General features: G+C 65.0%; 15 protein-coding genes and 1 tRNA gene. 3 read left to right on the top strand and 13 right to left on the bottom strand.

From position 1 onward, the window contains the following. Nucleotides 1–96: 96 nt before the first annotated feature. The 3 genes from AC1PQG_RS04055 to AC1PQG_RS04045 all read left to right on the top strand — a co-directional run bounded on the left by AC1PQG_RS04055 (nt 97) and on the right by AC1PQG_RS04045 (nt 4141). Entirely contained in the window at nt 97–891 is a 795-nt protein-coding gene (locus AC1PQG_RS04055) for a shikimate dehydrogenase family protein (protein WP_481121377.1), read from the top strand. Between the two features lies 1 nt (nt 892). Beyond that, nucleotides 893–2629 (top strand): FAD-dependent oxidoreductase, encoded by a 1737-nt coding sequence (locus AC1PQG_RS04050; protein ID WP_481121376.1) that lies wholly within the window; start codon nt 893–895, stop codon nt 2627–2629. A gap of 108 nt (nt 2630–2737) precedes the next feature. After that, nucleotides 2738–4141 (top strand): porin, encoded by a 1404-nt coding sequence (locus AC1PQG_RS04045; RefSeq protein WP_481121375.1) that lies wholly within the window; start codon nt 2738–2740, stop codon nt 4139–4141. A 121-nt stretch (nt 4142–4262) separates the two neighbouring features. Here the strand turns inward: AC1PQG_RS04045 and AC1PQG_RS04040 are convergent. From AC1PQG_RS04040 to AC1PQG_RS03980, 13 genes are all read right to left on the bottom strand, one after another. Continuing rightward, nucleotides 4263–4339: transfer RNA gene (locus tag AC1PQG_RS04040), tRNA-Met, on the bottom strand. Nucleotides 4340–4469: 130 nt separating this feature from the next. Next, a complete protein-coding gene (locus tag AC1PQG_RS04035; RefSeq protein WP_481121374.1) occupies nt 4470–5780 on the bottom strand; it encodes a DUF1329 domain-containing protein in 1311 nt (436 codons plus the stop codon). A 22-nt stretch (nt 5781–5802) separates the two neighbouring features. Further along, nucleotides 5803–7353 (bottom strand): DUF1302 family protein, encoded by a 1551-nt coding sequence (locus tag AC1PQG_RS04030; protein WP_481121373.1) that lies wholly within the window; start codon nt 7351–7353, stop codon nt 5803–5805. A 91-nt stretch (nt 7354–7444) separates the two neighbouring features. Next, entirely contained in the window at nt 7445–9829 is a 2385-nt protein-coding gene (locus tag AC1PQG_RS04025) for an efflux RND transporter permease subunit (protein ID WP_481121372.1), read from the bottom strand. Nucleotides 9830–9859: 30 nt separating this feature from the next. Then, a complete protein-coding gene (locus AC1PQG_RS04020; protein ID WP_481121371.1) occupies nt 9860–10876 on the bottom strand; it encodes a WD40/YVTN/BNR-like repeat-containing protein in 1017 nt (338 codons plus the stop codon). Nucleotides 10877–11353: 477 nt separating this feature from the next. Next, the gene (locus AC1PQG_RS04015; protein WP_481121370.1) at nt 11354–12148 is read right to left on the bottom strand and encodes a ZIP family metal transporter; all 795 of its coding nucleotides are present in this window, start codon (nt 12146–12148) and stop codon (nt 11354–11356) included. A gap of 70 nt (nt 12149–12218) precedes the next feature. Further along, nucleotides 12219–13082, bottom strand: a complete 864-nt coding sequence (locus AC1PQG_RS04010; protein WP_481121369.1) for a hypothetical protein — start codon at nt 13080–13082, stop codon at nt 12219–12221. Further along, nucleotides 13079–15355 (bottom strand): hydantoinase B/oxoprolinase family protein, encoded by a 2277-nt coding sequence (locus tag AC1PQG_RS04005; RefSeq protein WP_481121368.1) that lies wholly within the window; start codon nt 15353–15355, stop codon nt 13079–13081. The genes AC1PQG_RS04010 and AC1PQG_RS04005 overlap by 4 nt, the downstream gene beginning before the upstream one ends. Nucleotides 15356–15401: 46 nt before the next feature. Beyond that, the gene (locus AC1PQG_RS04000; RefSeq protein WP_481121367.1) at nt 15402–17537 is read right to left on the bottom strand and encodes a hydantoinase/oxoprolinase family protein; all 2136 of its coding nucleotides are present in this window, start codon (nt 17535–17537) and stop codon (nt 15402–15404) included. Between the two features lie 87 nt (nt 17538–17624). Beyond that, nucleotides 17625–18011, bottom strand: a complete 387-nt coding sequence (locus AC1PQG_RS03995; RefSeq protein ID WP_079436260.1) for an acetone carboxylase subunit gamma — start codon at nt 18009–18011, stop codon at nt 17625–17627. Nucleotides 18012–18028: 17 nt separating this feature from the next. Beyond that, nucleotides 18029–19966, bottom strand: a complete 1938-nt coding sequence (locus AC1PQG_RS03990; RefSeq protein ID WP_481121366.1) for a hydantoinase/oxoprolinase family protein — start codon at nt 19964–19966, stop codon at nt 18029–18031. A 452-nt stretch (nt 19967–20418) separates the two neighbouring features. Further along, on the bottom strand, nt 20419–23028 hold the full coding sequence (locus AC1PQG_RS03985; RefSeq protein WP_481121365.1) for an efflux RND transporter permease subunit: 2610 nt from the start codon (nt 23026–23028) through the stop codon (nt 20419–20421). After that, on the bottom strand, nt 23003–23830 hold the full coding sequence (locus AC1PQG_RS03980; protein WP_481121364.1) for an outer membrane lipoprotein-sorting protein: 828 nt from the start codon (nt 23828–23830) through the stop codon (nt 23003–23005). The genes AC1PQG_RS03985 and AC1PQG_RS03980 overlap by 26 nt, the downstream gene beginning before the upstream one ends.

The following is a 23830-nucleotide window of genomic DNA, read 5'->3' as shown; positions in this document are numbered from 1 at the left end:
CGAATTATAGATAAAACGGAACTAGATTCAATAGTGGAATCTTGTTCCGTTTTTTGTAGAATGGAATCTCCTGACACCCACAACGGAGACAAAACCATGTCGCAGCCCCTCAACGGAGCCACCCGCGTTCACTTCATCGTCGGCGACCCGATCGCCCAGGTGAAGTCGCCAGCCGGCGTTACCCAGGCCTTCCACGCCCATGACCGCAACGCCTACGTGATGCCCGCCCACGTGGCGCCCGCCAAGCTGGCCGCCTGGCTGGACGGCGTGTCCCTGGCCCAGAACGTGGACGGGATCATCGTCACCGTGCCGCACAAGTTCGCCTGCTTCGATCTGTGCGCGACGACCTCCGAGCGGGCCGCCTTCCTGCACACGGTCAATGTGATGCGCCGCAACCCGGACGGCAGCTGGCATGGCGACATGTTCGACGGCCTCGGCTACGTGTCCGCGCTGCGCGACCGGGGCTGCGAGCCGAAGGGCAAGAAGGCGCTGCTGGTCGGCGCCGGCGGCGCAGGTTCGGCGATTGCCCACGCACTGGTGGTGGCCGGCGTCAGCGCGCTGGCGATCCATGACGAAGACACCGCCCGCCGCACCACGCTGGTGGACCGCCTAGCCAGCCTAGGCCAATGCCCGGTCAGCCACGGCAGCCCCGATCCCAGCGGCTTCGACATCGTGATCAACGCGACCCCGGTCGGCATGAAGGACGGCGACCCCTACCCCCTCGACGTCAGCAAGCTGACGCCGCAGACCTTCGTCGGCTGCGTGATCACCGCCCCGGCGATCACCCCGCTGATCGCCGCCGCCCGGGCCCTCGGCTGCGGCACCTCCACCGGCGCCGACATGTTCGGCCGGGTCTGCGACCTGATGGTCGACTTCCTGCTGGGTGAGTGACATGCAAGTCATCACACGGCTCGCCGACCTGGCCGAGCCGCAAAGTTACGACGTGGTGGTGATCGGCGCCGGCGGCGCTGGCCTGTCGGCGGCGCTGGTCGCCGCCATCGAGGGTGCCCGCGTGCTGCTGGTGGAACACACCGCCTACGTCGGCGGCACCACCGCGCTGTCCGCCGGCACCACCTGGGTGCCCGGCACCCACCATTCCGCCAAGGTCAATCCGACCGATACGCTGGCCGACGCCGCCCACTACCTGGACAACGCCGTCGGCGAACGCAGCCCCGCCGCACTGCGCCAGGCCTTCCTGGAAACCGGCCCGGAGGCGGTGCGCTATATAGAGACGCAGTCGGAGGTCAAATACCGCCCCTACGCCAAGCACCCGGACTACATCTCCGACCTGGCCGGCTCGACGCTGACCGGCCGGGCGCTGGAGCCGATGCCCTTCGACGGGCGCCTGCTCGGTGAACTGTTCGCGCTGATCCGCCCGCCGATCCCGGAATTCACGGTACTCGGCGGCATGATGGTGGACCGCAACGACATCAACCACCTGCTCGGCATGACCCAGTCGCTGGCGTCCTTCCGGCACTCGCTGAAGATCATCCTGCGCCACGCCCGCGACCGCCTCGGCCACTCCCGCGGCACGCGCCTGGTGATGGGCAACGCGCTGGTGGCCCGCCTGCTGTATTCCCTCGCGCAACACGACAAGGTGAGCCTGGCGCTCAATACCGCGGTGACCGACATCGAACGCGGTGCCGATGGCGTGGAGGCGATCACCCTGTCCCAACAGGGGCAGCAGCGCCGCGTGCAGGTGAAGGGCGGCGTGATCCTCGCCAGCGGCGGCTTCAACCGCAGCCCGGCACTGCGCAAGGCAATGCTCGGCGAGGTGGACATGAGCTGGTGCCCGGCCGCCCCCGGCCACACCGGCCAGGCCCAGGAACTGGCCCGCGGGCTCGGTGCCCACTACGGCCCGAGCCACGACACCAATGCCTTCTGGGCGCCGGTGTCGCTGCGCAAGCGGGCGGACGGCAGCACCGCGGCCTTCCCGCACTTCGTGATGGACCGGGCCAAGCCGGGCATGCTGACGGTCAACCAGGCCGGCGACCGCTTCGTCAATGAGAGCACGTCCTACCACCTGTTCGCGCTGCGCATGCAGCAGAGCCTGGCGGACGGCAACACGGCCGCCGACGTGCCGGCCTACCTGATCTGCGATGCCCGCGCGCTACGCAAGTACGGCCTCGGCATGGTGCGGCCCGGCGGCAGCGGGCTCGGTCCCTTCATTGCCGACGGCTACCTGACCGAGGCCGACAGCATCGCGGAACTTGCCCGCAAGCTGGACATCGATCCGGCACGGCTGCAGGCCAGCGTCGCCAAGATCAAGGCCTATGCGGAGAGCGGCGTCGATCCGGATTTCCGACGTGGCGAAACGGCCTACCAGCAGAACATCGGCGACGCCACCTGGCCCGGCCGCAACCCCAACCTGGGCGCACTGAGCGAAGCCCCGTTCTACGCGGTACGCCTCTACCCCGGCGACATCGGCGCCTCCACCGGCCTCGCGGCGGATGTGGACGCCCGCGTGCTGGACGGCACGGAGCAGCCCATCGGCGGGCTGTACGCGGTCGGCAACGACATGCACTCGATCATGGGCGGGGTGTATACGGCGCCGGGCATCACCATCGGCCCCGGCCTGGTGTTCGGCTACCGCGCCGCCAAGCATGCGGTGGCGCGAGCTCGTAGCTAAGCCGGAAAGGCCCGAGTACCCGCAGCCGGCCCGGGAGACAAGCGCCGGCAGCAATCCCACACAAGCCAGGCCCCGCGAGCTGGCACAACAAAGACAGAGGAGACATCCATGATCCGACAAAAGACCCTGCCCGCCCTGCTGGTGCTCGCCGGCATCACCACCCTTGCCGGCCCCCGCATCGCAGTCGCCGGTGAGCTCGAAGAGCTCAAGGCCCAGCTGCAGGCCCTGCAGTCCCGCATCGAGAAGATGGAGGACAACCAGAAGCAGGCCGCGACCGTGAAGGCGGTCGTCCCGGCGGGTGCGTCGGCGGCCTCCGGCGTCACCGTAGGCACCGCGCAAAGCCCGCTGAGCCTCAACGTCGGTGGTGGCACCGTCACGCTGTACGGCAACCTCGACGAATACCTCAACTACATGAAGAGCAGCTCGGGCGCCACCATCGCCTCCGCCCAGGACGGCGCGGCCCTGCGCAGCCGCATCGGCTTCAAGGGTGAGCGGGCGATCGCCCCCGACTACATCGCCAAGTTCCAGCTCGAGCAGGGCTTCAACCTCACCAACGGCAGCGCCGCCGACACCGCCAACGCCAGCAGCACCGGCCTCACCACCAGCGGCCGCCTGTTCGACCGCCAGGCCTGGGCCGGCGTGCAGACCCCCTACGGCGATTTCCGCCTCGGCCGCCAGAACACCGCGATCTTCGCCCGCGGCGACTACTTCGATCTGACCTCGCGCACCCTGGGCTCGATGGTCAACAACTTCGGCGTGCCGTCGCGCTACGACGGCGACCTGTCATGGATCTCGCCGCGCTGGAACGGCCTGCTGGCCGAGGCCCACTATGCCTTCGCCGGTGCCAATCCGGTGGCCGGCACGGCGACCACCACCAGCAACATCAGCCCCAGCAACATGGCGGTCTACCAGTTCGCGCTGGACTACCTCTACGGTCCGTTCCGCATCGGCTACGCCGGCATCGAGGGCCGCCCCGACTACAAGGGCACGGTGAAGAAGAACGCCGAGTACCACAGCTTTTACGCCAACTACGACTACGGCCGCGGCAAGCTCTACGCCGCCTTCGTGCGCTCCAACAACGGCGGCGCCAACGGCAACGGCAGCGGCGCGCTGAGCAACGTCGGCGGCAACATCGTCGGCAACAACCCGACCGGCAGCGCCAGCGGCTCCCTCAACGCGGGCCTGCCCGGCACCGGCCTGGACATCTTCTACGAGATCTACCAGCTCTCCGCCGACTACCGCGTCACGCCCCAGTGGCGCGTCGGCGGCCTGTGGGGCACCATCAAGGACACCACCGGCCAGTCCAAGGGTTCCAAGGGCTGGGCCTTGGCCAGCTACTACGACCTCAACAGCAACGTGATGCTCTACGCGCTGCTCGATTCCATCGACAACCAGCAGAACGGCAACTGGGGCCCGGCAGGCTCCGCCGGCCTGACCAAGACCTTCTCCGGCACCGACCGCACCGGACAGCGCATCGACGGCATCCAGACCGGGTTCGTCTTCAAGTTCTGAGCCTCATCCCGGCCCGCTGCGGCGGGCCGATCATTCATGGCGCACATGAATCCTCCACGACGGACAGGCACGCGCAAAAGCAAAAAGCCCAAGCACGAATGCTTGGGCTTTTTGTTGAATCTGGTTGCGGGGGCAGGATTTGAACCTGCGACCTTCGGGTTATGAGCCCGACGAGCTGCCAGACTGCTCCACCCCGCGTCTGGAGAGGCCGAATAATAGACAAGTAATCTAAGTACGTCAAACTTTATTTTGCAGTGCGCCAAAAAAAGCCCCCACAGAGCCGGACAAGAGGCCGGCTCTGTGGGGGCTGACGAGGGCGGATGGGTGCTTACTTGCCGCCGGTCGCCACTTCCTCGAGCTTGCTGAGGGAGACGTCGTTCTCCTTCACGCCCTTCGGGTTGGCCTTCATGTTGGAAGACCAGGTGGTGGAGTGGTTGCGCTTCACGTCGATGACGTGGCCGACCACCGGCATCACCGCCTTGTAGCCGTCATCGCCGATATCCGGGCGGTTCTGGAAGATCATGAACTTCCAGAACTCGCCCTTCTGGTCATACATCTCGCCGAGGTAGGGACGCGGGAAGTTCACTTCCATGTACACCACCTTCTTGCTGTAGGGGTGCTCCGGCGGCGGCGTGCCTTCCACCACATACACCTCGCGGGGCTCCCATTCGATGTGCTTGGCCGGGAAGTAGTACGGCGCCTCGGTCAGGCCGACGGACGGGAACTCCTCCGGCGTGTCACGCTTCTTGGCGTCCACGCTGACCAGCGGACTGTGGGCGACGGCCAGCACCCAGCGCTTGCCGATCAGCTTGTTGGCCCGGTACTTGGTCGGGAAGGCATCCCAGATGTCCCAGTCGTCGTAGAGCTGGTCCGTGCCGCCGATCGGGTCCATCCATGCCCCGCCGGACAGACGGCGGGTACGCCGCACCGACTTCAGGTAGGCCCAGGTGTCGTCGGGCTTGGCGGAGGTCGGGTCGTTGTAGCGGACCGAGAAGGTGCCGAGGCCACGGATGTCCTGCGGGCTGGTGGCGAACAGGTAGGTCTTCTGCGCGATGCTGCCGTCGCCTTCACTGACCGGGCCGCCGTCCAGGCGGCCTTCCATGTAGTAGCGGCGGGACTGCCAGCGCTGCACACGCTCGACGCCGGTGGCGCCGCTGATGAACACGAAGGAGATGTCGCGCAGGTCCATCGTCGCGCCGTAGGTCGCGGCACGCAGGTTCCAGATCACCTTGTCGCCGGCGGTCGGATCGTCGAGCTTGATGGTTTCCGGCGGGAAGGGCATGCCCGACTTCCAGCCGCTCATGGTGCGGGTGGCCGGGTCGAACTTGACGTTCTTCACGTTCTCCTTGGTGGCGCTGACGTATTTCGGGTCCATCTCGATCTTCTTCGAGTTGGCCAGCTTGATGGTCAGGCCGTGCTTCTTGATCATCGTTTCGAGCTTGTCGGGCACCATGCTGGCGATGGTCTTGCCTTCGAAGGTCTCGTTCTTGATCTTGTCGTAGTTGTCTTTGGTGATGACGAAGCCGGCCTGCAGCTCACCAGCCTGGGCCAGGCCGACGAAGCTGGCGCCGAGGCCGATGGCGAGGGCCTGACAGGCGAACCTGCGGCGGGCCGGATTAACTTTTGTTGTTGCGTTCATCGTGTTGTCTCCTCTGTGGAATTTAGAACTGACGGGTCAAACGGAAGGTGAGCTGGCTGTTGTTGGCGAAGTAACCGAACAACTGCACGCCGGGATTGGGGTCGAACAAAGCCTTGCTGGTGTGGCCGGACGTCCAGAAGATGTCGGCCTCGGCCTTGGCGCGCCATTTGTCGCCGAGGACCAGGTCGATGCTGGGAATCACGAAACCGCCGCCATGGCTGACGTCGACGCCGACCGCGATACCCGGATTGATGGTGTCGCCCTTGTAGTTGAGCACCGTGAAAGCGGTCAGGATGGTGTTGTGCTCGGTGAGCGGCGCACCGTAGGCGAACAGGCGGACCAGGTCTTCCGAAGACTTGTGGTCACGGATCCAGGTGTCGAAGACCTGCACGGACGAGAAGGACGGCCGGTTGGTACCGAGCAGGCTCTCGAAGTGCAGGTTCTTGTCGGCCCGCAGCATCGTCGTCACGGTGTCCTTCAGCTTGATCCCGCCCAGGCCCAGGCCCGCCGCCGCGCCGAGGGTCGGATCGGTGAGCCCGCCGGTCCCCACGTTGAAGGGCTGGTCCTTGGTGTAGGCGACTTCGGCACTGAAGACCGTGTCGAAGGTCGCCGAGTAGCCGCTGACGGTAGCGCCGAAGACGTCGATCTTGGGATGGATCAGGTCGAACAGCGGGCCGCTCGGCACCTTCTTCCACGGCGCATAGACGGAGTTGGCCACCGGGTCGGCGGCGAAGGTCTTCACGTAGGCCAGCGAGTAGTTGAGGGAACCCGCCTCGCCGGACCAGCGGATGCCGCCGGTCCAGTCGTCCTTGTTGCCTTCCGGGTGCTTGCAGTCGTTGGTGGTCACCGCCGACAGGTCGAAGCCCCGGTAGGGCTGGAAGAACCAGCGTCCGCCGCGGATATCGTAGGTGTTGCCGATGTCCTTGCAGCGGTCCAGACCCGGTCGCACGTAGGCGTGGATCTGGCCAGCGGCTTCCGGCACGTCGAGCTTCACGCTGGCCAGCCACAGGGGTTTGCGCCACTCCTCGTTCTCCCCTTCGAAGAACAGGCGCCAGCTCATGTCATAGCCGTGCACCACGTCCATCGCGTGGAAGAAGTCCGACTCGCCCCACACGATCTGCTGCTTGCCGATGCGGAAGGTGGCCCGCTCGCCGGCCTTGAACTCGCCCCAGAACTCGCGCAGGTCACCGTTGTTGTAGTTGTCGAGGATGCTCGAATGGTCGCCACCGGTGGTGCCGTTGATCTTGCGCAGTTCCTCCAGGTCGCGCAGGTAGGGCGTCATCGCTTCGCGATCCACGCGCGCCACCGCTTTCCATTTGATCGGGCCGGTGGCCGCGTCCGCGTCGAGCAGCAGCGAGCCGCGCAGCATCGACAGCTTGCCCTTGTCGTTGCCCTTGGTTTCCGGGATGTCCTGCAGGTTGAACGCCGCCCAGCCGCGCACATAACCGCCGATGTGGAAATAGTTGCCGTCCTGGTCGGCCGCCGCCGCGTCCTCGGCATGGGCCGGCAGATAGGCCGATCCCAGGCCGAGGGCCGCGCTGACGGCGAGCGCCAGCCTTCTGTTTGCCTTCATGTGTCACCTCCGCTTCTGTTGTTGTGGACAAGACTTGCCCCGCCCCCTGGCGCGGCTGCGCCGGGGGATGGAGACGGGTACGACGGGAAAATCAGACGGCCTGGATCGGTTCGGCCGCGACGGCCTGCTCGATGGGATGGCGCTTGGAGCCGACGATGAACTCCGGCCGGAAGACGTAAACCATCGCCGGCATCAGGAACAGCGCGGAGGCCGCCGAGATGAACAGCCAGATGGCGATCAGCACACCCATGTCGGCCTGCAGGCGCAGGGACGAGAAGCTCCACAGCACGACGCTGGTGACCAGGGTCAGCGCGGTGATCAGCACGCCCTTGCCGGAGGTGGCGATGGACTTGACGATGGCACGGCCCACGTCCTTGTGGTGGAGCAGCTCCTCGCGGATGCCATCGACGATGTAGAAGCTGTAATCGACGCCGAGGCCGATGCCCAGGGCCACCACCGGCAGGGTGTTGATGTTCATGCCGATGCCTTTCCAGGCCATGTAGCTGAAGGTCAGCGTGTTGGACAGCAGCACCGGCACCATGAAGAACATGCCGGCCACCGTGGAGCGGTAGGTGAACATGCAGCAGGCAACCAGCACCAGCAGGGCAAAAGCGATGGATTCAATCTGCCCGGCGAGGATCACCTCATTGACCGCCGCCAGCACCCCGACCAGGCCGCCGGCGAGCAGGAACTCCGCGTCCTGCAGCTTGTGGGCCGCCACGTACTCCTTCACGCGGGCGATGGCGGTACGGATCGTCTCGCCCTGGTGGTCGCGGAAGAACAGGGTCACCGCGCCGTTTTTGGCCTGCGGGTCGGCGAAGCGGTCCATGTCGCCGGGGTCGGCGCCGGAGACGAACATGTAGACCAGCTCGCCGTTCTCGTCGGCGCTGCCGCCGAGCTCCTGGTAGCGCGCATTGCCTTCACGCACGACCCGCTTCACCGCCGGCAGGATGTCGGCCAGCGAGATGCTGCCGCCGACCTCGGGCTGGGCCTCCATGTACTTCTGGAAGCGCTCCATGCCCTCCAGCACGCTCGGCTCCTTCAGCGCACCCTCCTTCTTGCCCTCCACTACCACAAACATGCGGTCGGAGCCCTGGAACTTCTGGTTGATCGCCGTCGCATCCTTGTTGTAGGTGGAATCCGGCCACAGGATCGGCGAGCCCGGATTGGCGTCGCCGACCTTCAGCTTGAAGGCGTACAGGCCGGACACCACGAAGGCCAGCGTCGCACCGATCACCACCGCGAAGCGCAGCTTCGAGGTGACGATGGCCGCACACAGGCCGAGGACCTTCTGCAGCAGCGGATAGACATTGATCGGATGGGCGTAGCGCTTGCGTACCCCGCACCAGGACAACAGCACCGGCGTCAGCACCATCGCGCTGAGCATGATGGACAGGATCCACACCGTGCCGATGTAGGAGATCTTCTCCAGCATCGGGATCGGCGTCAGCGCCACCACCAGCACGCAGCCGGCATCGGCGACGATGGCCAGCATGCCCGGCTTGAACAGGTTGAGCAGCGCGGCCCGCGCCGCCGCCCCCGCCGAGGTGGCACCGGCCGCGACTTCATCATCGAAGCGCGACACCAGCTGCACCGAGTTGGAGATGGCCTGCGCGGTGATCAGGAAAGCCACCACGATGACCAGCGGGTCCAGGTGGAAATGCATCAGCTTGGCCGCCCCCAACGCCCAGATCGCACTGACCAGGCCGGTGGTCAGCGGCAGGAAGGTGCCGTGCCAGGTGCGCGTGATGAGCAGCAGCAAGACCACCAGCGCGCCGACGGTGACCATGAAGATCTGCAGCGTCTCGCCCAGGTAGTGATTGACGAGGCCGTACAGGATCGGCTCGCCGACCACCCGCACCAGCACCCCGTCGCCGCGCGCCGCGTCGGCGATCTCCTCGATCTGCTTGTAGGCCTTCACATAATCCACCGCGCCATCGGTGAAATCGGCGGTGATCAGCGTGGCCCGCATGTCGATGGACACGTAGGGTCCATACACCAGCGGGTTGTTGAGCACCGCCTCGCGCAGCGTGGCGATCTCGCCGGCGTCCTTGGGCAGGCCGGGCCACATCAGCGGCCGCGACTCGATGCCCTCGGTGGAGGCGCGGACCTCCTTCATCTTCTTGGAGGCCAGCGAGGCGATCTGGTAGGTATCCACGCCCTCCACCTTCTGCAGCGCCTGGGTGATCTGCTGGACCTTCTTCAGCACGGTCATGTTGAACACATCGCCCTGCTCCACCTCCAGCATGATGCTGACCATGTTGGAGCCGCCGAAGGTCTGCTTGAAGCGGTTGTTCACCTCCACGTAGGGATGGTTGCGGGGCAGCAGGTCGCTGAAGACCGTCTTCACCTCGATCTGCGCGGCCAGGTAGGCCATCACGCAGGTGAAGCCGATGATGGCCGACACCACCATCACCCGGTACTGCAGGATCAGATCGATCAGGCGCGCCAGCGCCCTGAACGTCGCGTTTTTCATTCCTGTTTCCTTGTCTTGGGTTTGGAAGCGTCAGTCGCGGCCGAGGATGCGCAACTCGTCCTTGTGCAGCAGCGCCAGGTTGGCGCCCGCCAGCACGTAGTCGTCGGCGACCTTGACGATCTGGGTGTGCCAGGACAGGTCCTGGTCGGAGATGCGACCGGCCTTCCAGTTGTCGGCCTCGGAGCCGGCGCTCACGCGGATGCCCTTGTCACCCACCGCCACCCAGCCGGAACCATCCCAGATCACGCAGTTGAGGTGCTCGCGGGTCAGGGGTGGCACGTCCTTCCAGCTCTCGCCGCCGTCATTGCTGACCAACACCGTGCCGGCCAGCCCCACCGCGACGCCATGCAGGGCGTCGCGGAAGCTCACCGACATCAGGCTGGTCTTCACCGGGCTCTGCACCGACGCCCACGTCTGCCCGCCATCGGTAGTCCGCTGGATCTGGCCGAACTCGCCGACCAGCCAGCCCGCCTGACCGATGAAGGCGATATCGTTCCAGGCCTGGTCCTTCTCCTCCAACGCGCGGGTCCAGGTGGCGCCGTAATCAGCGGTCTTCAGCACCGCCCCCAGCTCACCGACCGCCCACGCCACCCCATCCGCGTAGGTGTGCACCTGCAGCAGCTTGTTGGCGACCTCCGAGTGAGGCACCTTGACCTCCTTCCAGGTCTTGCCGCCGTCCTCCGTCACCACCACCAGGCCGCGGTTGCCGACCGCCACCGCGCGCTGCGCATCCCACGCGGAGATCGACTGCAGGTGGGACACCACCGGGCTGTCCTGCACCCCCCAGGTCTTGCCGCCATCCTCGCTGCGCACGATCTTGCCGTTGGAGCCGGCCGCCCACAGGGTCGCCGCGCCGGGAGCCACCACACCGTAGAAGGCATCACGCCGCTCCAGCGGACGGACCTTCAGTTCGCCGGTGGTGGGCTCAGCCTTCACGAAGAAGGCCGCGTAGAGCAGACCACCGATGATCACCACCGGCAGGGACGAAGTCCCCACCGCCCCGACCATCCGCGCCCCCTTGCCGAGTTTGTTGATGGCCTTAAGCATGCCCGTCCCCCGAGCCCGGAAGCCCGCAAGCAACACGACAGGAAAAATATGTCTCCATGGTGTCTCCATTCCCATTCATTGGATTTGTGGATTTGAATTCGGAGAACGCCCCGCATGCCGCCGCGGAGGCGCGTTTATTGTCGGAATTGACTTCCTGCGATGGCCGCAAGCGCCGTCTTATATCCGTCCGATTGGTATCCAGATTTGACCAACCAATCGAACGCCTCCTTGGAATGGAATTAGCAACTAGGATGCCAATAAGAAAATTAATAATTAATTCATTAAATTCATTAGCTTAAAATCACAACCCAGCAACGACCCAATTTGCGGCGTAGCAGCAATCCGATTGACAGCGTCCGAGAATGCGTCGGACCATCGAACGACGTTCGGACGCTTCCGTCCGAAGGCAAATAAAAGAGGGGCCACAAAGGCCCCTGCTGCATGAAATACGACAAATGAGAACTGGCGATTTGCGAATCAGGAAATACCGGCGTATTCAACGAGGAAATGCGCACCACCAATGGACAGCGCCCCCGCCATGATCAGCACGCTCTGCTCCAGGGTCGCAGCCAGGCGGGTACGGCGGTGCAGACCGGGCATCAGCCCTGCGCCAGCCACATAGAGCATGCTGGCGCAGGCCAGTGCCAGCAGCACCGGCACGGCGCCACGCACCGCGGGCAAGGCGACGTGGGCGAGCAGTGCCCCAGCCGCCATCGCAAGGCTGGAGAACAGGTTGAAGGCCAGCGCCCGACGGCGGCTGAAACCCGCATGGAGCAGGACTACGAAATCGCCGAGTTCCTGCGGAATCTCGTGGGCGATGATGGCTGCGGCGGTGATCAGGCCGAGCGGCACACTTTCGGTGAAGGCCGCAGCGATCACCAGTCCATCGACAAAGTTGTGGAAGCTGTCGCCAAGCATCACCAGCATGCCACTGCGCTGATGTCCGCCCGCACCGTGACCGACCTCCCCGTGGGGCACGGTCTCGTGGGATCTGTAATGCCCTAGATGCCACAGGGTGGCGAACTTCTCCAGCAGGAAGAACAGCAGCACACCGGCGAGGATCAGGGCACTGGTTTGCCGCGGATCGCCGGACGCTTCCAGCGCATGGGGCAGGATCTCGAGGAAGGCCGCGCCGAGCAGCGCCCCCACCGCGTAGCTCACCAGGCGCGCCAGCTGCAGCGGGCCAAAGTGCGCCGCCACTGCGGCGGCGGCCAGCACGGACAACAGGCCGCCAACCGTGCAGGTCAGCATGCTCAGGGCAAAAGGCGTCATGGAGATCGGAAGGTGGAAACCCAAAAAAAAGCGGGGGATGGACCGCCGGACGCTCCATCCCCCGTCAAGGCTAGGCCCGGAGGCGGGCCAAGCTTTCCAGGACAAACTCGGGTCGCTGGCTCTCAGGGATCTCGACGAAGTAGAACTCACCCGCGCCCAGGGCCGGCAGCGCCGCCCCCTCCCACAGGGGCTGGCTGGCATCCACGCCGGTGGACACCGGCATAGCGGCCTGGAAGGCCGACGACAGCACCGCGTCGAACTCCGCCAGCACCGGCGATTCGGCCACCGCCGCCCCCTGCGGACGCAGGGCCAGGGACCAGCGGTAGTGGTGGGCGACGTTGATCAGCGGACGGTAGCGCTCCAGGTCCGTCTCGCCCAGCGTCGCGTCATCCGGGTGCTCTTCCAGCAGCACCCCGCCCACCGGGCTGGCCGACACGGCGCGCAGCAGATCCGCCATGTACATCGCGGCATCCTCGATCCCATCCGGGTCCAGCTCCACGTCGCTGCGCCCGGCCAGCTGGTTGGCATGCAGCAGCCAGTGCTTGGGCGATGGCATGGCCAGCACCAGCGGGGTCTGACCCCGCAGGTTGGCGATCACCGCCTCCACCACTTCGGCCAGCAGCTGACGCGGCGCCTCCTGCTCCAGCAGCTTGCGCAGCGGATAGGACAGGCGCCGCTTCGACCCCAGCTCGGCGCGCACCTCAGGGTGGCGCGCCAGCCAGGCATCGAAGAGCTCGCCGACTTCCACCACGGCCACGTCGGGACGCAACAGGCCCTGGGCCTGGGAAAAATAGGCCAGGAACTGGGCTGCGCCCTGCCACGGGTCGCCCCCTTCCCCCAGCAGCAGCCGGCGGGTGTAGGCCGAAGCCTTCAACCACACCTTGAGGCCGCTGCCACCGTTGCCGGGCAGGCTGTCGGCGAGACTCTGGCTCATTGCTTTTCACCTCCCATGGCGCCCAGGGCGACGAGACGGCTCTCCAGTTCGGCGATGCGCACGTCCTTCGGATGGGGCATGTAGTTGGGACGCGGGCTGTCGGCGTCGCGGAACTTGTCGGGGCTGCCCATGTAGAGCTTGCTCACGTCGTCGCCCCAGCAGCCGAAGTAGGCCAGGTGGGACGGCGGGGTCGGCTTGTTCCAGCTCTTGATGAACTCGGCGTACGGCACGCCACGGGCGATCCGCGCCTTGCGCTCGGCGTCGCGGGCGGCGGCGGTGGCCTCGTGGTTGATGGCCAGCGTCGTCGGGTCGAACTTGACCTTGTAGAGCCGCTCGGCGACGCCCGGGGACATCAGGCCTTCCTCGATGTCGCGGATCACGCCGGCCGGATCGCGCTCCAGCAGGTCGCCATAACCGGCGCCCGCGCCCTGGGAGATCATGAACAGCTCACCGCGCTTGGAGATCTCGAAGCCCATGCCCATGTGGTGGGTGGTGTAGCTGGCGCCCTCGAAGGGCTGCTCGTTCATGATCTCCTCGATGGAGTGCTTGAACTTCTCCGGCTCGTTCATCAGCACGTCGTACACATCCACGCCCTTGACCTTGCACAGCGGGTAGGAGCCGCAGGCGTAGCCGCCGAACAGGCCCTGCAACGGCGGGAACTTGGCGCCCTGGCAGACCGTCATGAAGCCCCACTGCTCGCTGTCCTTGGTGGCCACCATCATCGTGTAGCCCTGGCCGCCGCGGTACTTGCCCGGGGCGATGGCGTCGCGGGTCATCTTCTTGGAGACGAGCTGCAGGAAGGGCACTTCCTCCTCGTTGAGTTCCTGCTCGCCAATATCCGCCATCGTCGCGAAGATCGGCGCCAGCGCATGCTCGCCGTCCCGATCCACGGTGGCGCCGGCGCCCATGCCGTTCAAGTCCGCACACAGGTTGCCGAGCGTCTCGCCGTGCTGGCTGACCCCACCCCAGATGAAGGTGTTGATCATGTTGAAGGTCGGCGCATGGACCTTGGTGTACTTCTCCGGGCAGCTGTACAGGAACTTGGCGACCGCGTGCTGGCCGGCGGTGAAGCCGGTGAAGATCGACATCAGGCTCTGGGAGTTCGGCGCGTCGTAGGAGCAATTGACGATCGAGTGCGGATCGGTGATCACCTCGATCGGCGCAAACGCTGCCTGGCCGCGCGGCAGATCAGGCCACACGTAGCACAGGAAGACCTGCGCCAGCATGCCCTTGAGGCCGGCGACGATGGTATTGGTGGCGCGGTTGGTGAATTCCGGGCTGGAGCCGCGGAAGTCGAAGATCAGCCGGTCGCCGGTCTTGGTGAGCTGGCAGTTGATCTTCACCACGCAGTTCTCGCGCAGCGTCGAGTCCTGGATGATGTAGGTCCGCACGGTCATGTCGGGCCATTCGCTGACGCGGCGCTTCACCTCGGCACGCACGTTTTCCATGGTGGTGCGCAGCGTGGAGATCAGCGCCGCGGGGCCGTCGGTGTTCAGCGTCTCCTCGATGCGCTGCTTGATGCGCAGGCAGGCGAACAGCTTGACCTTCATGTCCTCGTACTGCAGCTTGGGCTCGCGCACCGAGTTCTGCAGGAAGGTCAGGATGTCGCGCTTGATCTGGTAGTTCTCGACCACCTTGAACGGGCACATCTTGAGGCCTTCGTCGCAGGGGCTCTCGGCCATCGACGGCATGCCGCCCGGCTCGATGGCGCCGTTCTCGCCCTCATGCACCGTGGAGGCCACCCAGCACACCAGCTTCCCGTCGTGGAAGATCGGCAGGATCATCGACTGGTCGGTGTTGTGCACGTTGCCGTAGCGGGAGTCGTTGTGGATGAAGCCGTCACCTTCCTTCACGCCCACCGTCGGATCATTCACCCAGTTCTTGATGATGAACTTGATCGGGTGGTGCACCAGCGCCGAGAAGATCAGCACGCCGCCGGCACTGGCGATGGCCAGGTCGCCCGAGGCGGAGTACACCCCGGTGATCACGTCGCCCCACTTGGCGCCTGGGGCGGCGCCCATCTGCTCGACCATCTCGTAGCCTTCGTCGCAACCGGCCTGGATGCGGTCGCGGATTTTGGCGATGGTATGGGCGTCGCCCACCTTGCGCATGCATTCGTCCTCGACCTCGGTGCGCGGCATCAGGTCGTGGTTCTGCATGATCTCCGGGTCGGGGCCCAGGAACAGGGTGGTGTCGTTGAGGAACTTCTTGATCAGCGCCACTTCCTCGGGGCTGGGCACCTTGGCCGCAACCGGCGTATTCATTTCGCTCATTTTCAATCCTGTCGTCTAGTTAGCTTGGTTCGGATCCACGTGGCGCTCAGGCACGCAGGAACCAGGAGGCGCCCTGCTTGGCGGCGACGAAGTTCCAGCCCGGGTTCACCAGGAAGGTGGTCACTTCCGAGGCGATGATCGCGGGGCCGGGGATCTGCACGCCCGGGTCGATGGCGGCACGGCTCCACACCGGGGTCTCGAAGGAACCTTCGTGGCCGACGAAGTAGCACTTGCGTGTGCCGCTCGGGGCCGGCGGACTCCGGCGCTGCTCGGCGGGCACCGGCTTGATGTCCTCGAACTGGACGGTCTCGTGGCGCACGTAGGCAGCCACGCGGATGGTGTTGATGCGGATGCCCGCCTCCGGCGCCTGGGAGCCTTCGCCGAAGCGCTTGCCGTAGTCGTTGGAGAACTGGGAGATCATCGCCAGCACATCGGTGGGGCCGTGCAGCTCGTGCTTGGGGATCACCGCGGTGGTCTGCACCAGCTGGTTGCCGTAGCGCATGTCCAGCTCCAGGTTGTGGCAGATGTCTTCCTTGGCGATGCCCTGGCGCAGCAGATCCTGGGTGCCCTGCTCCTTCAGCTCGGCGACGATGCGGTTGAAGCGCGCGTAGTCGTCGAAGATGTGCCGGGTGTTGGAGTCGTACAGCACCATGTACAGCGACTGCTCATGGATGTGCAGCTGGTGCATGTTGCCGGCACCGACCGCCGAGAACACCGAGCTGAGCGGGGGTGCCAGGATCTTGTCGATGGCCAGGTTCTGGGCGATACCGCAGCAGTGCAGCGGACCGTTGCCGCCGTAGGCCAGCATCGTGAAGTCCTTGGGGTCGTAGCCACGGGCCCGCAGTTCGGTGAACAGGCCGTTGGCCATGTTGTCGTCCACCTTCTCGCGGATCAGCAGCGCGGCCTCGACCACCGAGCAGTCCAGGTCGTCGCACAGGGCGTCCTCGATGGCCGCCGAGGCGCGCCGGGGGTTGAGCGGAATCGAGCCGCCGGCGTAGTTCTTCGGGTCCAGGTAGCCGAGGATCAGGTCGGCGTCGGTCACCGTCGGCTTCATGCCGCCGCGGTCGTAGCAGGCCGGGCCGGGGTCGGAGCCGGCGGATTCGGGACCGCACTTCACGGTGTCGTACATGCGGTCGTAGCTGGCCACCGAGCCGCCGCCGGCACCCAGCGTGACCAGGTGCACCATCGGCACGGAGACCAGCCAGCGGTCGATCACCGGGTTGAAGTCGTAGTGCTTGATGCCGCCTTCCACGACGATACCGATGTCGTAGCTGGTGCCGCCCATGTCGGTGGCCACCACGTTGCCGAGGCCGGCCTGCATGGCCAGATGCTCGGAGGCGCCGATGCCGGACACCGGGCCGGAGTGGATGGTCTGCAACGCGTCGGTGGAGTTGAGCTGGGCCATGCCGCCGGAGTTGTGGATGACCAGCATCGGCTTCTCGTAGCGGTGGGCGCGCAGGTTCTGCTCCAGCGCCGACAGGGCGTGGTACATGGTGGAGTGCAGGTAGCCGTTGACGATGGCCGAGGTGGCCCGCACGTACTCGCCCTTCCGCCCCGCCACCTGGTGGGACAGGATCACCGGGATCGCGCCGAGCAGGTGGGACGGGTATTCCTCGAGCAGGATCTCCTCGATGCGCTGCTCGTGGTCGGGATTGACCACCGCATTGACCAGCGCCACGACGATAATCTCGGCGCCCTTGTCCACCAGCGTGCGGATCTGGGTGCGCACGTCGTCCTCGTCCAGCGGCATCACCAGCTTGCCTTGGAAATCGACGCGCTCACGCACGCCGCAGATCATGTGCGGCAGCACCAGCGGATCGGGGCGCTGGGCGTTGGGCATGTCCTGCTGGCCCAGGTTGTCCAGGCCTTCGCCGTAGCCACGGGCCCGGCTGAGCGGCACGGTGGCCTCGAAACCGGCGGTGACCAGCATGCCGATCTTCGGCCCCTTGTGCTCGATCAGCGCATTGGTGCCGAGGGTGGTGGCGTAACGCACCGAGTCCACCGCCGACAGGATGCGCTCCAGGTCCAGGTCCAGGACGTGGCAGGCCTTGCCGAGGGCCTCGTTGAAGCCGAGCGCCAGGTTGTGATGGGTGGTCAGGGCCTTGGCTTCGATGTACTTGCCATCCCAGACCACGAAACAATCGGTGAAGGTGCCACCGATATCGACTGATACGCGCCTCATGCTATCTCCTCAATTTTGTCGTACTGGCGCCCAGGGCCTCGCTGCTCGTGCAGGGGCGGACGCCGGCAAATTCACAGGGGGTTCCGCTCAGTGCCCGTGGCCCTTGTCGGCGGTGACGGCGGGGCCGACCACGGCGTCCTTCAGCTCCTCGCGCTTGGCCCACTGGGCGCGCAGCGCGGGCAGGTCGGGCTGCATGTCGTGGAGGGGCGGATGGCCGGGCACGGCGTATTCGGTTTCCACCTGGGTGCCGCAATGGGGGCAGTAGTACTCGAGGATGCGCACCCAGTCCGGATCGGGGCTGAAGGTAAAGCGGTACTTCTCCGGGTCGATGATGGGCGGGTGGATTTCGCGCGGGTCGCGGTTGTGGACCAGCATCCCTTCCTTGTAGCTCTTGCTCGCCGTGCCGATCACGTGATCGCAGACGCGGCATTCCCACTGCTCGGCATCCAGGTCGAGGCGCAGGTATTCGGTCATCGGTACTTTCATTTCTTTCAGCCCTTTCTGTTGAGCAGGATGTCGCCCGCATCGCTGATGACGAAGCTCCAGCCATCGAGCACCCGGCAGGTGAAGTAGTCTTCTTCGAGGATCGCCGGACCAACGGCGTGGTCGCCCGGCTTGAGCTGGGAGAGGCGATAGACCGGCACGTCGATGCGCCCCTGGCCGCGGGTCAGCACGTTGCGGGTGCCGTCCGCCTGGGCGGGTTCGCCTTCGACGAAGCTGGCACGCTTGCCGGCTTCGCTGCGCAGCGGCTTGACGGCACGCAGCTCCAGCTCAACGGACTTGGCCTTGGCCAGTTCGGCCGGGAAGGCATTGCCATCGCCGAGCGGCACGATCAGATCGGCAGCGCCATCCACCTCGCCCACCAGCCAGGCTTCCACCTGGTACTGGCCAGCGCCGAAGCCTTCGGCGAACATGTCGCGGGAGGCCTTCACCTCGAGACTCTTGCGGGCCGCCGCAATGGCCTGCTCGCTGCGCTCCTCGAGCACCACCGCATAGCGCTGGGAGATGTCGCAGGCGCCGATGCCGAAGGCGCTGAAGACAGCCGCCAGCTTGGGTACCGCAACCCGGTCGATGCCGGCCTTCTCCGCCACGCCGCAGGCGTTGAGCGGGCCGGCGCCGCCGAAGGCGAGCATCACGGTGTCTTTGGAGATCTTGGTGAAGCGGTGCAGCTCGACCGCAATCTTGTCCTCGTAGGCGTGCTCCATCTGCAGCAGCGCGTCGTCGAGGCCGATACCCAGCGGCTGGGCGATGGACAGGCTGACTGCCGTCGCCGCGCGGTCCAGGTCGAGGCCCATGCCGCCGCCGAAGAAGGACTTGGGATCGAAAAGACCGGACAGCAGGCTGGCGTCGGTGATGGTGGCTTCCTTGCCACCGCGGCCGAAGCAGGCCGGGCCCGGCACCGCACCGACGCTCTCGGGGCCGATCACGATGCGCTTATTGACCACCTTGAAGATGGAGCTGCCGCCGGCACCGGCACTCATGATCTCGCACAGCGGGAAGGACACGCTGATGCCTTCCACGTGGCCGCGCTGCACCTCGGCGACCTTGCTGTCCAGGCATTGGCCGATGTCGGTGGTGGTGCCGCCGACGTCGATGGCCACCACGTCCGGCATGTTGTAGAGCTTGGCGAAGGACTTCATGCCTTCCATGCCGCCACGCGGGCCGGAGCTGTAGGTCTTGATCGCCACGGTCTTGGCGACGCGGGACGCGTCGCCGTCGTTGCGGAAGATCAGCAGCGGGTTCTTGGTGCGGTAGTCGCGCAGGCGGTTTTCCGCATTGAACAGGAAGGCCTCCATCGCCGGGTGCAGGAAGGAGTTGATCAACGCCGTCCAGCTGCGGCGGACCACGTCCCGATCGGTGGTCAGGTCGCTGCCGTAGAGCACCGGCACGGCGCCCAGCAGATGGCGCGGATACTTGCGCAGCACGACCTTCTTGAAGCGGGTTTCCAGGTCGAGGAAGTCGGCACCGCCGAAGCTCACCACCAGGCGGTTGGCACCGGCCGCAGTGAGCTGGTTGATCGCCTTGACGACCTCGATGTCAGCCTCTGCACCGGTCACCGCCGCGGTGTCGAGGAAGACCACCCGGTCACCCACCAGCGCCTCGAAAACCTCCGGATCGTGCTCGGCCAGGCGCACCGGCAGGTCGCGGGCCTTGGCGTCTATGATCAGGCCCAGGCGCGGCCCCTTGCGTTCGCAGATGGCGTTGGTGCCCTGGGTGGTGGAATAGCGGATCAGGTCCACTTCTTCCAGCAGGCGGGCGACGTTCTGCTCGCCGTAGATCACCGCCGACGCTTTCTGCAGCCCTTCGAAAAAGCACTTGCTCAGGTCATAAGGGGTGGTCAACACCTTCGTCTTCTTGACGGTGTCGTCCATCATGATGCAGATATCGGTGAGCGTCCCACCGTTATCGATATTGATTTGCAATGCCATACCGCATTACCTCCTGCCATCCTTTTGTGGATTGAAACCGTTCCCTATCAAGGAAAAGGAAACCGTGGTCGTGTGGACCCCAGGGCATTGATCACCGCAGCTCTGGAAGACTCGTTCCATTTCCGGCGGCAAACCTGGACTTTCCAACAAGGGATATGGCAAGGGGCATGCCAACACCAGGCAAAGCCACCAACCATTTGATTATAAAAGACAAATTAAAATGAAAGCGGAAACTCTTGAATTAGCCCCGTTTTCTTTGCGGATTACCCGTCCGTTTTCCGGTTGAATTAATGCAACGCAACATCGAACACCCCGGGCGTCCGGAAGGCGAACGGTTTCCAAATGCAAAAAACCCGGAGCCCCGCTGTTGAAAACGAGAACTCCGGGCCGGATCGCACCGCGATTCAGCGGTGCTCAGCGGCAGGCATGCCGCATTGCTTGAATGTGCTGCCTCAGCGCATGCTGACCGCCTCGTCCGCCGCCCCCCTAGCCCCGCGGAGGAATACCGGGGCCAACAGCGTGATGAGGAACAGTGACAGGCAGCCGCTGATCGACAGCGCGAGGGCCACCAGGGCGCCCAGGTGGACGATGGGGGTGAATTCCGACAGGAGCAGGGTCAAGAAACCCAGGGAAAACACCAGCACGTTGAAGATGATGGACCGCCCCGAATGGCGGATCGCGTGCAGCAGCGCCGCGTCCAGCTCCATGCCCTGGGCGCGCGCCGACTGGATGCGGTGCAGGTAGTGCACCGAATAATCCACGATCCCCACTACCAGGAAGGAAATGATGGCGGTGCCGATATTCAGGTCGATCCCCAGCGCCGTCATCAAGCCGTAATAGCACACCATGGTCGTGGCAAGTGGCAAGGCGGCCAGGATTCCCTGACTGATCGAGCGGAGCCACAGGACCAGAACCAGCGTAACCGCCGACAGCGCCAGCAGGAAGCTGGTCAGCTGCCCCTGAATGATCTCCTGCAGCACGCCGGTCCAGATCACAGGGCTGCCGCCGACCCTGACCTCCACGCCGGCCGGCGTATTGCTCGCCAGCCATGCATCCAGCGCCTTGAGCATTTGCTGGTACTCGGAGGCGCGCGTGGTGTTCATGGTGAACATCGAGATGGCCTTCGAGAAGTCGCTGTTCAGCACGTTGGTCAGATCCGAACCGCCGCCGTTCTCGTACATAAGGACCGACTGGGCCACCAGCTCGTCGCCGCTCACCTTGTCGACCACAACCTTTCCGGTTTCCGGATCGGTGCTGCGGATGTTCTCCCATTCGTTCGGCAGGCGATCATAGGCCGGGTCCATGTCGTTCAGCACGAGGTTCATCCGCTTCACGTACTTGGGCAAGGAGTAGGTATAGGTGACGTTGGGCTGGCTCTCCAAGAAATCGTCCAGTGCTTCGATGAAACGCACGGTTTCAAGCTTGAGCACGCCACCGGGCCGGCCGGTAGCTACCGAAACCCAGCCTGGACTGGTACCTGCCACATGGCTGTTCACGAAATCGTCGGCCTGCCGGAAGGGGTTGCTGGGCGCGAAATAACTGGAGCCTGCATCTTCCACATGGATCTGGCTGGCAGAATAGGCCGCCAGGACAAGAATCAACGCAAAGGCGCTGCCGAAGCCCACACGGTGGGCGATGACTTTCCGGAAGGCGGCGACGAGGCCGTTGCCCAACCATTCGTGATGGACGGTTTCCGGCGTACTGGCCCCCTGCGTTCCCTTGCGCCGCCCTTCACCGAAGAGATTGATCCAGGCCGGCACCAGCAGCAGTGCAATCAACTGGGCGAAGACGAGGCCGATGGCCATGTAGATGCCGAAAGACTGGATGCTGGAGATATTGGTTGCAGTCGAGAACAGGAAGCCCGCCATGGTGGTCAAGGTAGTGAGGATCACCGGCGACACCATCTCGCGCATCGCACGTCGTACCGCCTCCTTCACCGGGTGCCCCTCGGCACGCTGGGTGTAGTACTCGTTCATCATGTGAATTGCATCGGCACCGCAGATGGTGACGAGGAACACCGGCAAGGCGCTGGTGATGAGGTCCAGCGGCGCGCGGTTGATGGCCATCAGCCCAAGGGTCCAGATGGCGGCCAGCACTACGTTGGCGAGCGGCAGGAAGACACCCATAGTGCGCCGGAAGAACAGTACGAGAATCACCAGGACCACCAGGATCACGACGGGGAACAGCGTCTCCATGTCCCGGTCGATGAGCTTCTTCTGCTCCGCGATGAAGATTGGCACCCCGGCGATATAGGTCTGGTTGGCCTTGGTGAAGGCCGGATGCGCCTTTTCGTAGTCGGCCACGATGCTCCGGAAGGCCTCGTAAGCGCGCAGTTGCCCCTCCGCATCCTCCTGCTTCAGGTACAGCTCGACAGCGATCAGGGCGACCGTTTCGTCGCCGGACACGACGCCCTTGACCATCATGCGGTTGCCCATGACCTCCCGCCGGATGATCTCCGGATCGGTCCGCTTGTCGGGAATGGCGTTGCGCACTACCAGCACGCCGTCGCGCGCCACGATGTTCTCGGTGGCGGCCATGCCCGCCAGCTCCTTCACCGGATTGAGGCGGCTCGGCAGGAAGGCTATGAAGTCGCGCTCCGCCTGGGACAGCGGCAGGGACTCCGCGAGGGGGGCGAGCTTCTCGGCCTCGGCATAGTCGTTCTGGGTCAGACCGTCGGCAAGCACATCCTCCACCGCCCGCGCCCAGGCCGGCGACTGCTTGCCGAAACGCGCCCCGAGTTCTGCGAGGCGCTGGCGATCGTCGTCCGTCGCCAGGATGATGCGACGTGCCGCGGCCGTCATGTCATAGACCGCGTCCAACGTTTCCCTGTTGAAGACACCCGCCGGATTGTGGATACCGATCAGCGCCGCGTCGAAGGTGCCGGTGAACTCCTTGCGCATGTCGAGGATGGTCTTGCGCGCTGGATGGTTCTCGGGCAGCAGGTAGGGATTGCTGTCGGCGGTCAGCTCCGGCAGCCGGCTGACGAAAAAGAGCGTGATCGCCAGCAGGCCGACGAGGATAGGGAGCGCGAAGCGCTCAACGAAGCGCAGGTAGGTCTGCATTGCCCACTCCCGTCTTCATGATGGTTTGGCGGAACAGCTTGTCCGCCAGGCTCACGTTGTAGCGCACGTTGCTGAAGATCAGGCTGGAGGCCTTGCGGCTCACCAGATCCTGCATGTGGCTCTCCATCACGGTCCAGATGTCCTGGATCTTCTCCAGCTTCTTGACTGTCATGACCTTGAACTGGACGCCCTTGGCGTCGTAGTAGGTCTGCTTGAGGACAATGTCGTGGGCCTTGTCCACCCAAACCACCGTCTTGTGGTAGCCGGTCCGGTTGATCACCTCCTCACTCACCGGAATGCGCTCGATCACCCAGCAAGGCTGGCCCAGAACGACTTCTTCGCCGACCAGCTTCTGCCTGTAGTCCGCCACGCGCAGCTTCTCCATGTCGATGTAGGCGTACTCGCTGCCCATGAAGCTGCCTCGCTTGTCGGCGGAGGCGATACGCCGGATCTGCCGGAATGCGGGCAGGTAGATCCATTGGTCGTCGTCCTTTCCGAGCTTCTCGTCGTAGGTCACGCTCTGGAAAGCCACGCCCTTCACATCGGAGGGCTCCGTGAAATACAGCGTCAGCTTTTCATCCCTGCCGTAGTCGCGCTGCAGATAGAGCAGCTCGCGGACACGGGTGCCACCCTTTTCGTCGATGAGGACCAGCTTCAGGTCGGAATACACATCATCACCGTCGTTGCGGTCGCGCACCCGCCCGAGGATGCCGTCCGCGTCCGGGGGGGCGCCCATGGCCGGCGCCGCAGCCACCAGGCATGACATCCATATGGCGCTCAGCAACAGTCTCGCCAGCTTCAT

The sequence above is a fragment of the Zoogloea sp. GDB6 genome (genome assembly GCF_056724105.1).
This window is presented reverse-complemented; position numbering and strand designations above follow the sequence as displayed.

Bases quoted from the DNA above. Each gene is read 5' to 3' on its own strand.
- AC1PQG_RS04020 (WP_481121371.1), bottom strand. From the start codon at position 10,876: ATGCTTAAGGCCATCAACAAACTCGGCAAGGGGGCGCGGATGGTCGGG.
- AC1PQG_RS03985 (WP_481121365.1), bottom strand. From the start codon at position 23,028: ATGCAGACCTACCTGCGCTTCGTTGAGCGCTTCGCGCTCCCTATCCTC.
- AC1PQG_RS04025 (WP_481121372.1), bottom strand. From the start codon at position 9,829: ATGAAAAACGCGACGTTCAGGGCGCTGGCGCGCCTGATCGATCTGATC.
- AC1PQG_RS04050 (WP_481121376.1), top strand. From the start codon at position 893: ATGCAAGTCATCACACGGCTCGCCGACCTGGCCGAGCCGCAAAGTTAC.
- AC1PQG_RS04035 (WP_481121374.1), bottom strand. From the start codon at position 5,780: ATGAACGCAACAACAAAAGTTAATCCGGCCCGCCGCAGGTTCGCCTGT.
- AC1PQG_RS04015 (WP_481121370.1), bottom strand. From the start codon at position 12,148: ATGACGCCTTTTGCCCTGAGCATGCTGACCTGCACGGTTGGCGGCCTG.
- AC1PQG_RS03980 (WP_481121364.1), bottom strand. From the start codon at position 23,830: ATGAAGCTGGCGAGACTGTTGCTGAGCGCCATATGGATGTCATGCCTG.
- AC1PQG_RS04030 (WP_481121373.1), bottom strand. From the start codon at position 7,353: ATGAAGGCAAACAGAAGGCTGGCGCTCGCCGTCAGCGCGGCCCTCGGC.
- AC1PQG_RS04045 (WP_481121375.1), top strand. From the start codon at position 2,738: ATGATCCGACAAAAGACCCTGCCCGCCCTGCTGGTGCTCGCCGGCATC.
- AC1PQG_RS04010 (WP_481121369.1), bottom strand. From the start codon at position 13,082: ATGAGCCAGAGTCTCGCCGACAGCCTGCCCGGCAACGGTGGCAGCGGC.
- AC1PQG_RS04000 (WP_481121367.1), bottom strand. From the start codon at position 17,537: ATGAGGCGCGTATCAGTCGATATCGGTGGCACCTTCACCGATTGTTTC.
- AC1PQG_RS04005 (WP_481121368.1), bottom strand. From the start codon at position 15,355: ATGAGCGAAATGAATACGCCGGTTGCGGCCAAGGTGCCCAGCCCCGAG.
- AC1PQG_RS03995 (WP_079436260.1), bottom strand. From the start codon at position 18,011: ATGACCGAATACCTGCGCCTCGACCTGGATGCCGAGCAGTGGGAATGC.
- AC1PQG_RS03990 (WP_481121366.1), bottom strand. From the start codon at position 19,966: ATGGCATTGCAAATCAATATCGATAACGGTGGGACGCTCACCGATATC.
- AC1PQG_RS04055 (WP_481121377.1), top strand. From the start codon at position 97: ATGTCGCAGCCCCTCAACGGAGCCACCCGCGTTCACTTCATCGTCGGC.